The organism is Butyricicoccus sp. AM05-1 (assembly GCF_003474415.1).
Lineage (GTDB): Bacteria > Bacillota > Clostridia > Oscillospirales > Butyricicoccaceae > Agathobaculum > Agathobaculum butyriciproducens.
On record NZ_QUDG01000017.1, the window covers coordinates 17,955 to 33,609 of the forward strand.

The following is a 15,655-nucleotide window of genomic DNA, read 5'->3' on the forward strand; positions in this document are numbered from 1 at the left end:
ATGAGGAATTAGTCCTCGTAATCCTCGCCGTCCTCGAGCAGAGCACGGATGGACAGAGATACCTTCTTCTTCTCGTCGTTGATGTCGATGATCTTAGCCTCGACAACCTGGCCAACCTCCAGCTCGTCCTCCGGCTTTGCGATGCGGTGATCAGCGATCTGAGAAATGTGGATCAGGCCGTCAACGCCCGGTACGATCTCAGCGAATGCGCCGAACGGCATGAACTTGAGGATCTTAACCTCAGCAACAGAGCCGATGTCGTACTTGGACTTGAATACGTTCCACGGATTGTCCTCCTCGCGCTTGTAGCCGAGGGAGATCTTCTTGTTTTCCTTATCCAGACCGATAACGAATACCTTTACCTTGTCGCCAACAGAAACGACCTCGGACGGGTGCTTGATGCGGCCCCAGGACAGCTCGGAGATGTGAACCATGCCGTCCACACCGCCGATGTCTACGAATGCGCCGTAGGAAGTCAGGGACTTAACGGTGCCGTCGTACTCGTTGCCGATCTCGATGGTGTTCCAGATCTGCTCAGCAGCAGCCTTGCGAGCCTCCTGCTGGATCTGACGGATAGAACCAACAACGCGCTTGCGCTGACGGTTGATCTCGGTGATATAGAAGGACTGCTTGGTCTTAACCAGCTGGCTCATCGGCTGATCCTTCGGTACGCCGGTCTGGGATGCCGGGATGAATACGCGTACGCCGAATGCAGTTGCTACAACGCCGCCGCGGTTCTCCTCAACGATGGTGCCCTCAACCGGGGTGTGCTCCTCGTAAGCCTTCTCAACGGTCTCCCAGCCCTTCAGCTGATCAACGCGCTTCTTGGACAGAGTGATGGTGCCCTCGCCGTCGTTTACGCGAACAACAACAGCCTCGATCTCGTCGCCAACGTGGATGTTGGCAGCTACGTCGTAGTTCGGGTCGTCAGACAGCTCACCCAGCGGGATATACGCAGTGTGCTTAACGCCCAGATCTACCTGTACGTCGTTATTGGAAATACCTACAACGGTGCCGGTTACCTTTTCTCCATTATTTAAAGTCTTGAAGGACTCCTCCAGCATTGCTGCAAAGTCCTCACCAGTTTCAATCTTGGTTTCTTCGCTCATCATGTTACTGACCTCCTTAATTATCCATGCCGGTGTGGATGCTCCCGCCGTGATCCCGATGTGCTGGTGCTGCCCGAGCTCCTGCGTAGTAAGCTCTGCCGCGTCTTCGATGTAGCGCACATCCGAGCACAGCGACCGGCTGATCTCATACAGCCGTTTGGTGTTGGAGCTTTTCTTATCTCCGATCACGATCATTTGATCCGATACACCGGCAAGCAGACGAGCCTCCGACTGGCGCTCATCCGTCGCTTTACATATTGTATCAAAAATTTTGAGGTTTGTACACCTTTTTTTTATAAGTCCTACGGAAATATTCCAAATTGACCGGTTAACAGTGGTCTGTGCGACCAGAGAAATGGGTTTATTTCCCATTTCAGGCTGTTCCGAGAAGGCTCTCGCCTGCTCCTCGCCCTCGAGCACGACCGACTCGCCGCACCAGCCCTGAATGCCCACAACCTCCGGATGTCCTGCGCTGCCGAGAATGACGATCAGCCGTCCGTCCGCGCTCTCTTTATCCACGATTTTGTGTATTTTCCGCACAAAAGGGCAGGTTGCATCAAAGATTTCGCACTTTTTTGCTTGAAGCAGCATGTAAACATTTCGCGGTACACCGTGCGCCCGAATGAGCACGCCGGCACCGTCCGGAATGTCCTCCAGCGCATGCGCGGTGTACACACCGAGCTTCTCCAGCCGCTCAATTTCGTGCATGTTGTGAATGATTTCACCATAGGCATAAATTTTTCCGTTTTTTTTCGCCTGCTGCTCGGCGAGGTCCACGGCACGGCGCACGCCGAAGCAGAATCCGGCGGTTTTAGCTACCGTTACGCTCATACCTGCTCCTTCAGCGCGTAGATGCGGCGCAGGATATCATCCGCGATCAGGCCGTAGTCCTTCTGCTTCGGATCCGGCGTGAACGGCTTACCGATCACGACTGTGGCTCTGCAGCGGAAACGCTTGCCCTCGGTGATATACATCGGCAGGATTGGTGCCCGGGTCTTAACTGCCAACATAGCCGCGCCCTTTTTGGTCTCCCCTTCGGAGGCATGGCGCGTGCCCTGCGGGAAAATGATCAGCTTCTGACCGGCACGGACCGAGCCGAGTGCGGTCTTGATGGCGGTGATATCCGCGCCCTCGCGGTCGATCGGAAAAGCGCCGAGCGCCGCGATCAGCCACGCGAATATCTTCTTCCGGAACAGCTCTTTTTTCGCCATTAGGCGCAGCGGCGTCTTACCGCCGAGTGCGACCGCCGCAAACGGCGGGTCGGACAACTGCACATGGTTCGGACAGACAACGCAGCCGCCCTCCGGGATGTTTTCGCGTCCGATCACGCGATAGCCAAAGAAAATATGGAACGCCAGCGCTACCAGCGGCACAACCAGAGCCTGGAACCAGCGGTGGTACTTGAATTTCATGCCTTTTCCTCCGTTTTTTCACGAATAATACGCAGAACGGCTGCTATGCTCTCCTCGAGCGTCAGGCTGCTCGTATCCAGCAGAACCGCATCGTCCGCCTGTTTGAGCGGCGCAACGGCTCTCGTCATGTCCTGCCTGTCGCGCTCGTTGATATCGTGCAGGATGCCGTCCATCGTCACCTGCTGACCCTTCTCAATCAGTTCCTTATAGCGGCGCTCCGCACGGGACTGTGCAGACGCAGTCAGGAAAATCTTGACCGGCGCATCCGGCAGGATGACCGTGCCGATGTCGCGGCCGTCCATCAGAATATTGCCGTTTTTCGCCATATTGCGCTGGGTTTCCAGCAGAAACCGGCGTACTTCCGGCACCGCGGATACCTTGGACGCGTAGTACGAAATCTCCGGTGTGCGGATGGCTTCGGAGACATCCTCGCCGTTCAGGAGAACGTGCTGTGCGCCGTCCTGATAGGTCAGCTGAATGGCAATCTCCGGCAGGGTTGCGATAATGCCTGCCGTATCCTCTCCGGCAATGCCCCTGCGGCACACCGCCAGACCGATGGAACGGTACATCGCACCCGTATCCACATATACATAGCCGAGTTTTGCCGCGGCAGCACGCGCCACGGTGGATTTTCCGGCCCCGGACGGGCCGTCAATGGCAACCGAAATGTACTTCATCATGATTCCTCCTCCGCAGCCGACAGACCCGCCAGACGGCCCGTGGACCACGCAATCTGCAGGTTGAAGCCGCCCGTGTAGGCGTCCACATCGAGCACCTCGCCTGCGAAATACAGGTGCGGCAGCTTTTTGGACTCCATGCTTTTCGGGCTGACCTCGCGGACGGATACGCCGCCCGTAGTGATAATCGCCTCGGCGATCGGACGCTTGCCGGAAATCTCGACCGGAAACGCCTTGAGTACGCGCAGCAGCGCGGCGCGCTGTGCCTTGGTGATGGAATTGACCTTCTCGCGCGGGTCGATGCCGCTCTTTTCGATCACCACCGGAATCAGCTTCTTCGGGAGCAGCTCACCGAGCGCGTTGATAAAATCGCTGTTCTTGTGCTTGTCAAAGTCCGCGAGCAGACGCTTGTCGAGCGTCTTTTCGTCCAGCGCGGGCTTGAGATCAATCTCCACACGGTACTTTTTGCTGCCGAAATGGCGCATATGCGCACTCGCGGACAGCACCAGCGGACCGGACAGACCGAAGTGCGTGAACAGCATTTCGCCGAAGTCCGAGTAGAGTTTTTTGTTATTTTCATATACGGTCAGCTGCACGTTGCGCAGGCTGAGCCCCATCAGCTGCTGACAGGTGTCGCCGTCCTCGACGAGCGGCACGAGCGACGGATTTGCGGGCACGACCGTGTGCCCTGCCTGCCTGGCAAAGCGGTAGCCGTCACCGGTCGAGCCGGTCTGCGGATAGGACGCACCACCGGTCGCTACGATCACGCGGTCCGCCTTGTACGTCTTGTGACCGGCACGAACGCCTGTGAGCACACCGTCCTCGATGAGCAGCTCGTCTGCGGTCGTATGTACGATGGTCACACCCGCCTTTTTCACCCACAGGAACAGCGCATCGATGATGTCGGCTGCCTTGTCCGACTGCGGGAACACGCGGTTGCCGCGCTCTGTTTTGAGCGCCACGCCGCGGCTCTCGAAAAAGTCCATCACGTCCGCCGGACCGAAGCCGCCGAGCGCGGAATACAGAAAGCGCGGGTTGACCGGCACGTTGCGCAGAACCTCCTGCACATCGCAGTTATTGCACACGTTGCAGCGGCCCTTGCCCGTGATAAACAGCTTGCGGCCAACTTTTTCGTTGGTTTCCAACAGCGTCACCTGCGCGCCCTGCTCCGCGGCAGTACCTGCCGCCATCAGACCGGCTGCGCCGCCGCCGATTACGATAATGTTCAATTTATATCGTCCTCCGGTTTTTCATATACGTCGTATTCTTCCCAGATGCGCTCCAGCTTATTAAATGTATGTTCAATCTCATCGCGGCGGCTCATGCCGACAGCCACGATCAGTGCGTTGATGACCGACAAGGGCGCCACGAGCGAATCGACAAAGCTCGCCATATCGCTGCGTGCGAGCAGCACATGATCAGCTACACGCGCCAGCGGAGACAGCTGCGAGTCGGTCAATGCGATAACGCGGGCGCCGCGGTCGCGGGCGTACTTCATTGCACTCAGCGTGCGCTTGGAATAGCGCGGGAAGCTGATGCCGAACAGCACGTCACCCGGTCCGACACGGAGCACCTGCTCAAAAATCTCGCTGACGCTGTTCGTATGTACAAGCGTCACATTTTCAAACAAAAGATTGAAGTAAAAACCCAGAAAGCTGGCTAACGCGCTCGAGGAGCGCACACCGAGAATGTAGATTCGCTTGGCGCCCATGAGCGCGTCCACCGCACCCTGAAAGGCATCGCGGTCGATCTCGTCGAGCGTTACGCGAATCATATCCGTGTCCGCATGCAGCACGGTCTGCAGCACATCGCGGCCGCCCATGCGGTCGCCCGCGACCTCCATGCGCTGCACCGAAGTCAGCTTGTTGCGGATCATCTCCTGCAGAGCGCGCTGCAGGTGCGGATAGCCGTCATAGCCAAGCTCGGTCGCAAAGCGCACGACCGTGCTTTCGCTCACGCCGACAGTCACACCCAGACGGCTCGCGGTCATGAACGCAGCCTTGTCGTAGTGCTCTAAGATAAAACGCGCGATCTGCTTCTGACCCTTGGAAAAGCCGGGCAGCTCGCTTTGAATTTTTGTGATCAGGTCATTCATTATATTCTCTCCTGCATTGCATTCTCTGCATACATTCCTGCATTTGCACGATACTATTTTAAGTGAACCTGCAAAAAAATGCAAGAGCATATGGGTGTAAATTGCAAAAAGGCAGGGATTCCCTTAAAAAATCAGAGGTTCTCCTGCACATCGGCAGCGATGTCCTGCAGATACGCAATCTCGTCATTCGTCAGCTCGCGCCATGCGCCGCTCTTGAGGTGCGGATCAAGCGGCATCGTGCCCATTGCCACACGCTTGAGGCGGCGAACCTCCAGACCGCACTTCTCGCACATTTTGCGAATCTGGCGGTTGCGGCCCTCGTGGATGGTCAGGCGCAGCTTCGCGCTGATTTCGTCACGGTCAATGGTAACAACCGTTGCCGGACGGATGCTGTAGCCGTCAATCTCCATCGGCTCTGCGAGCTTTGGGATGTTTTCCAGATTGCCGCGTACGCGCACCTCGTAATGCTTCTCTACCTCGTGGCGCGGATGGGTCAGCGCGTTGAGCAGATCGCCGTCGTTGGTCAGCAGCAGCAGACCCTCGGAGTTGTAGTCCAGACGACCGACCGGCACGACACGCGCACCGCAGCCGCGTACCAGATCGGCAACCGTCTTGCGGCCGTGCTCGTCCTTCATCGTCGTGACATAGCCGCGCGGCTTGTACAGCATTAAGTATACCTTTTCCTCGGCACCGCCGATAGGCTTGCCGTCCACGAAAATTTTGTCACGGCGCGGATCGGCCTTGTCACCGACCGAAGCCTTTTTGCCGTTTACCGTTACGCGGCCGTCGTCGATCCAACGCTCCGCCTCACGGCGGGAGCACAAACCTGCTTGCGCCAGTAATTTCTGCAGTCTTTCTTCCATGTATAATTCCTCTTTCTCAATTATTACATTATGTAACACTATTCCGTAGGACGGGGGGTCCTCACCCCGCCGTCTAACGACAATCGCCGTATCAACAACAACGGATACCGTAAAAATGAAAACCGGTATCTCAATAATCCCCATTGCACTCATTTGTTCATTGGGGAACGGCGGGATGCGGTCAGTCCGCCCTACAATAAAGTGTGTTGCTAATTTGTAAATCGCTCTAAAATTTTCTCAACGATACCCTTTTCCTCCGCCGGCAGCAAGGATTCCCCGCCATAGACCAGTGTATCCCGAGCCAGCACGCAATCCCCGAGCCGATATTCGACCGAACCTGCCTGTGCCGTCTTCACGACCGGTGCATAGCAGATTTTTTCGCCGTAGCGCACGCGCTGCAGTTTCTCCCTTTCACCCGGCAGCAGATATGCCGTCACGGTATTTTTCGCTGCGAGCGGCACGGACGCGGTATCGCCGCCGAACACGCGCACGTTTGCGATCGTGTCTCCTGCCTTATGCAGCGTGACCTCGCTGTACTGCGCAAAACCGGCGTCGAGCATCTCCATGTGGTCGTTCCAGTCGTTCGGGTCATTAAGCGTCACCGCGATGATGGTGCGCCCGCTGCGCTCAGCCGCCGAGACCAGACACCGCCCTGCCGCCCGCGTAAAGCCGGTTTTCACGCCGATCGCGCCATCATACATGCTCAGCAGACGGTTGTGATTGCTCAGCGCGTGCCCGCTGACCGTGCAGCTTTTTGTCGAGACGATCTGCCGGAACACCGGGTCCTTGAGCGCCGCCGCGGTGATTTTCGCCAGCTCATGCGCGGTGGTGTAGTGCGTATCGGACGGCAGGCCGTTCGGATTGTCGAAATGTGTGTCCGTCAGACCGAGTTCCGCCGCTTTGGCGTTCATTTTGCCCACGAAGGCTGTCATGCCGCCGCACTCTCCCGCGATGGCGACCGCCGCGTCGTTGCCGGACGCGAGCATGAGTCCGTACAGCGTATCCCGCAGAGAGAGTGTCTCACCTGCTTTCAGGTACATGGACGAGCCTTCCACGGCGGCGTACTCCGGCTTTACGGTATACACGCGGTCAAGGTCACCCTCGCCGAGCGCGACGAGCGCGGTCATGATCTTGGTGGTGGACGCCATCGGCAGGCGGCTGTCCGCGTTCTGCTCGAACAGCGTTTCGCCCGTGTCCGCATCGATCACGACCGCCCCCTGTGCGCTCACCGCGCCTGCCCTCGGCAGAACGAGCAAAAGCGCGAGCACGCAAAACAGCTTTTTCACATTGCACCACTCCCCGCATAACAAAACCTACTCAGCATTCACGCGAGTAGGTTTTGCGGGAAAACGCAGTTTTATTCGTCGCCGGACAGGGGTTCTGCAGCAGCCGCTGCGTCCTCGGTCTTGCCCTTGAAGCCGCTGACGAAATTGGACACCTTGTTGATCGCACCCGGGATCATCTCGACCAGACGGTCCACCGTGTCGGACGCCTGTGCGTTGATGCCGAGGATATTGGCGCTGCCGTCCCTGCCGATGACAAGGAAGCACACCGGCGAAACCGTCACACCGGCGCCGCTGCCGCCGCCGAACGCAAGCGGAGACCCGCTTGCCGCGTGCTTGGACGCGAACTCGCTGCCGCCTGCGCCGAAGCCGAACGACACCTTGGAGACCGGGATAACGGTCGTGCCGTCCGCCGCTACGATCGGGTTGCCGATAATGGTATTAACATCCACCATTTCCTTGATTTTGGACATGGTTTCGGTCATCAAATCGCTGATGGGATGATGTTCACTCATAATTTTCGCCTTCCTTTATACGTTTTAACTGATTATTTGAAATATTTCTTGTACAGCTTATACATCGGCTTGCCATGCCGCAGCAGCACTCTGACGAGCGATATCGGCCGTATCGAGCAGTTTACGGTAAATGCCCACTCGGTATGGTCAGCGTTGAAGTCCGCGTCCGCGCTGACATGGTAATCCTGCATATCGAAAGTATTCTCCAGGAACGGAACAATGATTCCGCAGAGCGCCGCAGTCTGCCCGAGCAGAATACCGGTCTGCGCCGCATCGTCCGTGCCGATAACGATGCGCGCCCGCAGTCTGCTGATGCGCAGGCGGTCGGTCAGGTCGCTAAGGAAATCGCGCACCGTGCCTGCGATCTCACCGACATCCAGTCCGTCCTTCGGCAGCGAAAGACCGAGCTTTCCGCTCGTTTTCTTTTCGTTTTCCTCGGATTTCTTCTGCTCAGCTTCCGTTTCATCTTTTTTCTTTTTCAGGTGGCGCGGTCTCGGGTACAGCGGAATGCGAACCGGCCCATACCGTGCCTCCACACTCACCTCGCCGGTCACGCCGACGGCTTCAATGCCTGCCCGAATGTTCAGCAGCACCAGCACAATCACCAATGCCAACAGTACAATTCCAAGCAGAATGCCTAAAATCCAGAGTAAAACCGTTCCCATAGGCGGTCACTCCGTTTCCGGCGGCACAGGCTCGCCGTTCAAGAAGCGCAGCTGCTCGCCGGGCGGTGTCTCGTGCAGCGTGCCGTCCATGTTCAGCTCCATCTGCTCGTTTTCCTCGAGTGCGGGCAGCGCCGGAAGGTCCTCGATGCTTGCCAGTGAAAAGCTGCGCAGGAACTGGTCGGTCGTGCGGAACAGCATGGGCTTTCCGGGCACGTCCAGCCGTCCGGCCTCCTCGATGAGCCCCTTTTCCGCCAGACTGCTCACCGTGTTCGATGAATCGACACCTCTCAGCTGGTCGATGAACGCACGCGTCACCGGCTGGCGGTATGCGATGATGGTCAGCACCTCAAGCGCCGCAGGCGACAGCGCAGGCGGTCTGCGCGATTCGGTCACGCGGCGCACATACGGCCCGTACATCGGCCGGGACGCCAGCTGCAGCTTGTCCTCGATACGCAGCAGCATGATGCCGCGGTTCTCGAAGTCGTAGCGGTTCTCAAGTGCAGCCGCCGCGTCCAGCAGCTCCGCCGGAGCGGCCTCGAGCGCCGCAGACAGCCGTTCGATGGTAACCGCATCGCCTGCCGCGAACAGCACAGCCTCCAGTCCGGCCTCGAGCGCCGTCATGCTGCCGTTATTTTGTGTTGTCATTTGTCAGCATCAGCTCCATCTCCTCGCCGTCCCCTTCCAAACGGATTCGGCGGGTCTTGGATAATTCCAGCACAGCCAGAAAGGTAGCCACAATCTCCGAGCGGTTTCTCGCGTCGTCGAACAACCGCATAAACGGCACGCGCATCCGGTACAGAAAGCGTTTGAGAATCGCGGTGACGCGTCCCTCTACCGGTGCAGGCTCACGCCCGACAATGCCCTGAAACGAGGTCACCGGCGGCGGCAGGCGGCGCTTGGTGCGGCGCAGCATTTTGTTTGCCGCGCGGATGAGATCGTTTACCGTGTGGTGATACTCCACCGGCGCATCATTCTGCCGTTCGGGCGGTTTGACGTAGATATCACGGCCGTTTTCGTTCTTTTCCGCAAAAAACGCGGTCGCACTCTTGAGTCTCTGGTACTCGAGCAGCATTTCGACCAGACCCGCTCTCGGGTCCTCCTCGGCCTCGTCCTCCTCGTGCTTCGGCAGCAGCATCCTGGACTTGATGTACACCAGCTGCGCCGCCATTGCGATGAAGTCACCGGCAACGTCCAAATCCATGTGCTCGGCCTCATGCAGAACTGCCATGTACTGCTCAAGGATTTCCGCGATGGGGATATCGTAAATGCTCACCTTGTTTTTGGAAATCAGGTGCAGCAGCAGGTCGAGCGGCCCGTCAAAGTTGTCTAAATGAAAATCCATAGCTTACAGAAACAGGCTGACGAAGTTTACCGCCAGCATGAGAACGCCGTTGCCGACCCAATCCATAATGCCGTCCAGCCAACCGAACCAGAGCGCCACGATAAACACGAAAAAGATGATATTCTGGTACTTCTGCAGCTTGAGTGACCACGAAAACGGCATAAATGCGTCAACAACGCGCGAGCCGTCCAGCGGGTGCACCGGAACGAGATTGAACACACCCAGACCGACCGACATGCTCGCAACGATGAGCAGGAACTGCGACAGCGACCACAGGAACGTATTCGTCATGTTCATGCGCACCACAAAATACAGGCAGTACGCGATAAAGGCAGTGATAAAGTTGGATACCGGACCGGCAAGCGCAGTCAGCGCCATGCCCCAGCGTCTGTTCCTGAAATTGGCGATATTGACCGGCACCGGACGCGCCCAGCCGAAGCCGAACAGCAGCAGGCACAGGAAACCGATCGGGTCGATATGCGCCATCGGCGACAGCGTTACGCGGCCGGAATCACGCGCGGTACGATCGCCGAGCAGATAGGCAGCACCGCCGTGCGCGGTCTCGTGGATGGACAGGCACAGCACGATCGCGGGCAGCGAAAGCGCCAGTGTGATAAATGCGGAGCGGATATCGCCGCTCATCAAAGCTCTCCAAAGCAAGCTGTTTCCTCCATTATTGCAGTGATTCTGATTCTATATTACCCTATAATGGATTATTATAACACAGATAGCGGTTGTTGTCACCCGAATATTTGTTCTGTACAACATTCGGCAGGATTTTGTCGTTTAATCGCAGGGCGGAGCGCTCCGGAGTGCCCTGCCCTGCATGATAACTTACCGAATGGATAATATCTTTGCTGCATAATTATCCACTCAGTAAGTTTTAGCAGCACATTAACGGATTATCTGCTATAATTAACTTGTACATTTATGCACTTGGAGGCTTCGACATGAAACGACAGGACGGTAAACCGCGTTTATTCTCGTTTACGCTGCGGGATTTCCTTATTTTCGCGGCGATATTTATCTGTGCACTGGTGCTCTGCACCTTGCTGCGCCGCTCGGACATCAGTGACGGCTTCGCCTCTCCGGTATTCGTTCTCGCAGTGCTGCTCACCTCGCGCTTCACGAACGGATACCTGTTCGGCACGCTTGCCGCATTCCTGAGCGTTATCGGCATCAACTACATCTTCACCTTCCCCTACTGGGAATTTAACTTCACGATGACCGGCTATCCGCTGACGTTTTTCGTCATGCTGTGCGTATCGCTCATCACCTGCACGATGACCACCAAGATCAAGCAGCAGGAGCAGTTCCGCATGGAGAGCGAGCGCGAGAAAATGCGTGCCAACCTGCTCCGCTCGGTCTCGCACGACATCCGCACGCCGCTGACCTCCATCATTGGTTCAACCTCGGCCATTCTGGAAACGCCCGACCTGTCTCTCGAACAGCAGCATCAACTGCTCGAGGATGTGCGCGATGACGCGCAGTGGCTGGTCCGCGTGGTGGAAAACCTGCTGTCCATCACCCGCATGGGCGAGGACACCCGGATCACCAAGCAGTCTGAGGCCGCCGAGGAGGTGCTCGGCGAGGTCGCCCGCAAATTCCGCAAGCACTATCCCGACGTCAAGATATCGGTGGCTGTGCCGGATGAGCTGCTCATCGTACCGATGGATGCGATCCTCATCGAGCAGGTCATGACCAATCTGCTTGAAAACGCCGTTCGGCACGGCAAAAACACCACTCATATTGCGCTCTCTGTGCATCAGGATGGCGAAAACGCCGTCTTTGCTGTGCAGGACAACGGCGGCGGCATCCCGCCCAAGCTGCTGCCCGTGCTGTTCAGCGGAACACTGCGCCACAGCGACACGCCCACCGGAGACGGCAAGCGCAATATGGGGCTGGGACTTTCTGTATGCAACGCCATTGTCCGCGCACACGGCGGCACGATGCACGCACAAAATAAGGACGGCGGTGCAGAATTTATCTTCTGTCTGCCGATGATAGAAAAGGAGCTGGAACTGCAATGAACATTCGAGAAAAAATACTCATCGTGGAGGACGAAAAGAGCATTGCGCACTTTATCTCCACTATTTTGAACTCCAACGACTACGAAACGCTGCTGGCCCGCTCGGGCAGCGAGGCGAAGACCATGATCTCCTCGCACTGTCCGGATCTGGTCATCCTCGATCTCGGTCTGCCGGATATGGACGGCATTGACGTCCTGCGCGAGCTGCGCTCGTGGTCGAGCCTGCCGGTGGTGGTGGTTTCCGCCCGCTCGCATGAGCACGATAAGGTGCAGGCGCTCGATCTCGGCGCGGACGACTACCTGACCAAGCCGTTCGGCACCGCCGAGCTGCTCGCGCGCGTGCGCACCGCCATCCGCCACACAAGAACCACCTCCGCGAACAGCGAAATCGCCCGCGAGGGCACCTACACGGTCGGGGAAATGACCATCGACTATAATAAGCATCAGGTGCTCGTCCGCGGCGAGAATGTCCACCTCACGCTCAGCGAGTTCCGTATCGTCGCGCTGCTCGGCAAGTTTGCCGGCAAGGTGCTTACCTACGATTACATCATCAAGGAGCTGTGGGGACCGCGAGCCGGCGGTGACAACCAGATCCTGCGCGTCAATATGGCAAATATCCGCCGCAAGATCGAGAAAAATCCTGCCGAACCGGAGTACCTGTTTACCGAGGTCGGCGTGGGATATCGTATGGCGGAAAACAGTGAAAATTGAGAATGGAAAATGTCGCTATCCTTGCGCGAGTTCCGTCCGCGCTGCGACGAGGTATCGCGCCATGCGCGTTATTTCATGCCGCGCATAGCGCGGTTCCGTAATTCTCAATCCTCCATTATCAATTCTCCATTCCTAAACAAAAATCCCGAACCGTTTGGTTCGGGATTTCTTTGTTCAGGTAAACTCCGTCGGTGAATAGCTGCCGTCTGCGATCTGCTGCGCGACTTTGTCGCTCAGTGCGTTATACACAACGCCCGGCTCCAGCGTGATGCCGTGAATTGCGGCAAGCTGAGAGACCGTTACAAACGCGTAGGTCTTATCCGTGCGGCTCTGCAGCTCGTCGATCGCTGCCAGCGCACCCCGAACCGAAGTCTCATACAGGTCGTGCATCAGGACAACATCGCCGTCCTGCGCCTGCTCCACGATGACCTTCTTCACATGATCGGCATCGCGGTAATTCCAGTCCTCGGTGTCCACGCTCCAGTTGATGATCGGGTAGTTCAGCTCAGCGGCTACCGCCTTGACATCCGAGTTGACGCCGCCGCCTACCGGACGCAGCACCTGCGGTGCCTGCCCCGCAATATCCTTGACCGCATTGGTCGCATCGTCAATCTGGCTGCGGATATCATCCGTGCCCAGACCGGTCAGGTGGCACATCGGGTGATTCATGGTGTGGTTGCCCAGCTCATGGCCTTCGTTTACCATGCGCGGCAGCACATCCGATACCTCGGAGACACGCTCGCCGACCATCAAAAACGTAGCGACTGCGCCGCGCTGCTTGAGGCCGTCCAGCAGATAGTTGGTCAGGCCGTTCGGATAGCCATCCTTTTTGCCGGTCGGGCCGTCGTCAAACGTCAGCGCGATATAGACATCGGCCTCCGGAATATCGCCGTCCACGGCATCGCCCAGCTTATCCTTCATGTTTTTGAGGTATGCCTTCTGGCTGTCAAAGCCGTCAAGCGTTACGCCGGTGAACGAGAATACGCCGTCACCGAGATCGGTATACGTTTTGCCAAGGATCGCCGCAAGCACCTGCGGAGAAACGTAAAAGCGGTTCTTATCCTGATCCGTGTAGGTGGAGAAGCCATTGCCGGAGGCGCGCTTGCCGTCCACCTTGGTCTTGCCATCGTCCGCATCCACGGTCGCGGTGGATTCGCCGCAGGTTACATTCCATGCGCCCTTGCCGTCGTCCTCGGCCTTGCCGCCGAGCGCGGTCATCGCAGCCTTGAGCGGGATATACGCCGTGCCGTCCTGATCGAGCACACCTGCACCCAGCTTTTTGCCTTCTTCCACCATGTGCTTGGTGCTGCCTTCATAGAGCAGCTGATCCGAGCCGACTCGCATAACGATGCTGCCGCTCATCACCTGTCCCTCGGCCGGGCCGAGCACCTTGAGCGCATCATCCGTAATTTCACCGATCTTCTTATCGGTCAGCGCCTTTTTCGCCTGACTGATGATGATCAGATCGCCGTTTTCGGCGGCAACCTCGCCGGTCTGCCACGAAAGTGCCTGACAGATATCCTTGACCGGCGCATAAACCACGCCGTTCTTCTCCACCGGTGCGGAGGCGAAGGTTTCGGTCGCGTCACCGACCTGCAGGTTTGTATCACTGAGCTTAATTGTCAGCACGGTCTTTTTGAGCGTGATCGTGCCGGATTTGGCATTCTCGTCCCAGTTCAGCTCCAATCCGAGGTTATCGCACAGCGAGCTGACGGACGCCATGCCGTTGCCCTGACTGTCACGGTAGGGCGCAGCGTCAACCTGTATCGTCTTGCCGTTCTTATATGCATTCGTGTTTCCCACCTGATACACCAGCACGTTGTTGCTGCTGACCACGTTTCCGACAATCGAACGGATCGTCCGCACACCAAAGAAAATGACCGCAATGATCAGAATGATCAGGGCAAACAGTACACCGTAGTGACTGTTGCGCCGTCTGCGTCTGTGCCTTCTTTTATACGGGCTGCGCGGCGCCTGCCGCGCCGATTCATATGCCATTTTTGTCATCCTTCCTATCCTTTTTATAATATATGCTGCTAGGATATAAGTATACCACCTTTCGACACAAAGCGAGGTTACAGTTCTGTTACTTTTTACAGCTTCCGCCCGCACTTTTTCTGTCCTTTTCTGACGACAGCCTTACGGCAGCACCGCACAATGAAAGCAGCGGCTTCTTGCGCAGGCTCCGGTCGCGCTGCCGCGGTTCCTTGCGCGAGTTCCGTCCGCGCTGCCGCGGCGCTTTGCCTTACAAATCCTCGCCTGCACTCCAGTTGACAAGATGAGGCGACTTTTTCGGCTGCACATCTGCCGGGTCGGGCACCTTTACACCGAAGAAATCATACCACTGACCGCACTGCTCGCACTGCCAAGCCGTTGCTTCGGTTTCATCCATGATGAAAATCTCGTTTCCGCATTCACAATTCAGAATTGTCATGATACTTCCTGCTTTCCTGCTGTTATATTTCTGCTATCAGTATAGCACAAGCCGCGCATAAAGTCGAATGTCGGCGCAAAGAAAAAGGGAGTGTTTCCACTCCCTTTCTGTTCGGTTACGGCAGCCTGAGCAGTCCCGCCTCGCGCAGACTGTTGAGCAGCTCGTTGAACCGTGCAACGATGTCGTCCGCACCGGTTGCGTCTGCTACCGATGCCGCCGGTTCCGGACTTGCACCGGCAGGTCCGGTCGGGCCGGTTGGGCCAACTGCGCCTGCTTCACCTGCAGGTCCGGTCGGGCCGGTTGGGCCGACTGCGCCTGCTTCACCTGCGGGGCCGGTTGGGCCGACTGCGCCTGCTTCACCTGCGGGGCCGGTCGGGCCGGTAGCGCCGACTGCACCCGCTTCACCTGCGGGGCCGGTCGGGCCGGTTGGGCCGACTGCGCCCGCTTCACCTGCGGGGCCGGTCGGGCCGGTAGCGCCAACTGCGCCTGCTTCACCTGCGGGGCCGGTCGGGCCGGTCGG

At 57.6% G+C, this 15,655-nt stretch carries 17 protein-coding genes; 2 read left to right on the plus strand and 15 right to left on the minus strand.

Features of this window, described 5'->3' with window-relative positions; genetic code table 11:
- Positions 1-8: 8 nt before the first annotated feature.
- The 12 genes from DW088_RS14795 to DW088_RS14850 form a co-directional block, all read right to left on the minus strand.
- The gene (locus DW088_RS14795) at positions 9-1,940 is read right to left on the minus strand and encodes a bifunctional 4-hydroxy-3-methylbut-2-enyl diphosphate reductase/30S ribosomal protein S1 (protein WP_118361742.1); all 1,932 of its coding nucleotides are present in this window, start codon (positions 1,938-1,940) and stop codon (positions 9-11) included.
- Entirely contained in the window at positions 1,937-2,521 is a 585-nt protein-coding gene (locus DW088_RS14800) for a lysophospholipid acyltransferase family protein (RefSeq protein WP_118361744.1), read from the minus strand. The genes DW088_RS14795 and DW088_RS14800 overlap by 4 nt, the downstream gene beginning before the upstream one ends.
- Positions 2,518-3,201 (minus strand): (d)CMP kinase, encoded by a 684-nt coding sequence (gene cmk / locus DW088_RS14805; protein WP_227109852.1) that lies wholly within the window; start codon positions 3,199-3,201, stop codon positions 2,518-2,520. The genes DW088_RS14800 and cmk overlap by 4 nt, the downstream gene beginning before the upstream one ends.
- On the minus strand, positions 3,198-4,427 hold the full coding sequence (locus DW088_RS14810; RefSeq protein WP_118361746.1) for an NAD(P)/FAD-dependent oxidoreductase: 1,230 nt from the start codon (positions 4,425-4,427) through the stop codon (positions 3,198-3,200). Before DW088_RS14810 ends, cmk begins: the two co-directional genes overlap by 4 nt.
- Positions 4,424-5,293, minus strand: coding sequence for a MurR/RpiR family transcriptional regulator (locus DW088_RS14815; RefSeq protein WP_118361748.1), 870 nt, complete (start codon positions 5,291-5,293; stop codon positions 4,424-4,426). Before DW088_RS14815 ends, DW088_RS14810 begins: the two co-directional genes overlap by 4 nt.
- 131 nt (positions 5,294-5,424) lie before the next feature.
- A complete protein-coding gene (locus tag DW088_RS14820; RefSeq protein ID WP_117492319.1) occupies positions 5,425-6,156 on the minus strand; it encodes a pseudouridine synthase in 732 nt (243 codons plus the stop codon).
- Between the two features lie 209 nt (positions 6,157-6,365).
- Positions 6,366-7,442 (minus strand): D-alanyl-D-alanine carboxypeptidase family protein, encoded by a 1,077-nt coding sequence (locus tag DW088_RS14825; RefSeq protein WP_158574719.1) that lies wholly within the window; start codon positions 7,440-7,442, stop codon positions 6,366-6,368.
- 71 nt (positions 7,443-7,513) lie between these two features.
- Positions 7,514-7,954 (minus strand): GerW family sporulation protein, encoded by a 441-nt coding sequence (ytfJ, locus tag DW088_RS14830; protein ID WP_118361752.1) that lies wholly within the window; start codon positions 7,952-7,954, stop codon positions 7,514-7,516.
- 32 nt (positions 7,955-7,986) lie between these two features.
- The gene (locus DW088_RS14835) at positions 7,987-8,619 is read right to left on the minus strand and encodes a DUF2953 domain-containing protein (RefSeq protein ID WP_118361754.1); all 633 of its coding nucleotides are present in this window, start codon (positions 8,617-8,619) and stop codon (positions 7,987-7,989) included.
- A 6-nt stretch (positions 8,620-8,625) separates the two neighbouring features.
- Complete coding sequence (gene scpB, locus DW088_RS14840) at positions 8,626-9,264, minus strand: SMC-Scp complex subunit ScpB (protein WP_227109857.1); 639 nt, start codon at positions 9,262-9,264, stop codon at positions 8,626-8,628.
- A complete protein-coding gene (locus tag DW088_RS14845) occupies positions 9,248-9,961 on the minus strand; it encodes a segregation and condensation protein A (protein WP_118361756.1) in 714 nt (237 codons plus the stop codon). The genes scpB and DW088_RS14845 overlap by 17 nt, the downstream gene beginning before the upstream one ends.
- A 3-nt stretch (positions 9,962-9,964) precedes the next feature.
- Positions 9,965-10,621: a site-2 protease family protein gene (locus DW088_RS14850; RefSeq protein ID WP_147331152.1), complete on the minus strand. Its 657-nt coding sequence runs from the start codon at positions 10,619-10,621 to the stop codon at positions 9,965-9,967.
- 290 nt (positions 10,622-10,911) lie between these two features.
- Here DW088_RS14850 and DW088_RS14855 point away from each other — a divergent pair, with 290 nt between their 5' ends.
- Together DW088_RS14855 and DW088_RS14860 are read left to right on the plus strand one after the other, a co-directional pair.
- Positions 10,912-11,991, plus strand: coding sequence for a sensor histidine kinase (locus DW088_RS14855; protein WP_118361758.1), 1,080 nt, complete (start codon positions 10,912-10,914; stop codon positions 11,989-11,991).
- Positions 11,988-12,701 carry a response regulator gene (locus DW088_RS14860; protein WP_118361760.1) on the plus strand — a complete coding sequence of 238 codons (714 nt, stop codon included), beginning with the start codon at positions 11,988-11,990 and terminating at the stop codon, positions 12,699-12,701. Before DW088_RS14855 ends, DW088_RS14860 begins: the two co-directional genes overlap by 4 nt.
- A 174-nt stretch (positions 12,702-12,875) precedes the next feature.
- Here the strand turns inward: DW088_RS14860 and DW088_RS14865 are convergent, their stop codons facing one another.
- The 3 genes from DW088_RS14865 to DW088_RS14875 all read right to left on the minus strand — a co-directional run.
- The gene (locus DW088_RS14865; protein ID WP_158574720.1) at positions 12,876-14,699 is read right to left on the minus strand and encodes a polysaccharide deacetylase family protein; all 1,824 of its coding nucleotides are present in this window, start codon (positions 14,697-14,699) and stop codon (positions 12,876-12,878) included.
- Positions 14,700-14,946: 247 nt separating this feature from the next.
- The gene (locus tag DW088_RS14870) at positions 14,947-15,135 is read right to left on the minus strand and encodes a hypothetical protein (RefSeq protein WP_118361764.1); all 189 of its coding nucleotides are present in this window, start codon (positions 15,133-15,135) and stop codon (positions 14,947-14,949) included.
- A 115-nt stretch (positions 15,136-15,250) separates the two neighbouring features.
- On the minus strand, positions 15,251-15,655 hold a 405-nt coding region (locus DW088_RS14875; protein ID WP_147356586.1), incomplete at its 5' end, for a collagen-like protein.

Coding starts and splice junctions, on each gene's coding strand:
- DW088_RS14795 (WP_118361742.1), bottom strand. CDS start 1,940: ATGAGCGTAACGGTAGCTAAAACCGCCGGATTCTGCTTCGGCGTGCGC.
- DW088_RS14800 (WP_118361744.1), bottom strand. CDS start 2,521: ATGAAATTCAAGTACCACCGCTGGTTCCAGGCTCTGGTTGTGCCGCTG.
- cmk (WP_227109852.1), bottom strand. CDS start 3,201: ATGATGAAGTACATTTCGGTTGCCATTGACGGCCCGTCCGGGGCCGGA.
- DW088_RS14815 (WP_118361748.1), bottom strand. CDS start 5,293: ATGAATGACCTGATCACAAAAATTCAAAGCGAGCTGCCCGGCTTTTCC.
- DW088_RS14820 (WP_117492319.1), bottom strand. CDS start 6,156: ATGGAAGAAAGACTGCAGAAATTACTGGCGCAAGCAGGTTTGTGCTCC.
- ytfJ (WP_118361752.1), bottom strand. CDS start 7,954: ATGAGTGAACATCATCCCATCAGCGATTTGATGACCGAAACCATGTCC.
- DW088_RS14835 (WP_118361754.1), bottom strand. CDS start 8,619: ATGGGAACGGTTTTACTCTGGATTTTAGGCATTCTGCTTGGAATTGTA.
- scpB (WP_227109857.1), bottom strand. CDS start 9,264: ATGACAACACAAAATAACGGCAGCATGACGGCGCTCGAGGCCGGACTG.
- DW088_RS14845 (WP_118361756.1), bottom strand. CDS start 9,961: ATGGATTTTCATTTAGACAACTTTGACGGGCCGCTCGACCTGCTGCTG.
- DW088_RS14855 (WP_118361758.1), top strand. CDS start 10,912: ATGAAACGACAGGACGGTAAACCGCGTTTATTCTCGTTTACGCTGCGG.
- DW088_RS14860 (WP_118361760.1), top strand. CDS start 11,988: ATGAACATTCGAGAAAAAATACTCATCGTGGAGGACGAAAAGAGCATT.
- DW088_RS14865 (WP_158574720.1), bottom strand. CDS start 14,699: ATGGCATATGAATCGGCGCGGCAGGCGCCGCGCAGCCCGTATAAAAGA.
- DW088_RS14870 (WP_118361764.1), bottom strand. CDS start 15,135: ATGACAATTCTGAATTGTGAATGCGGAAACGAGATTTTCATCATGGAT.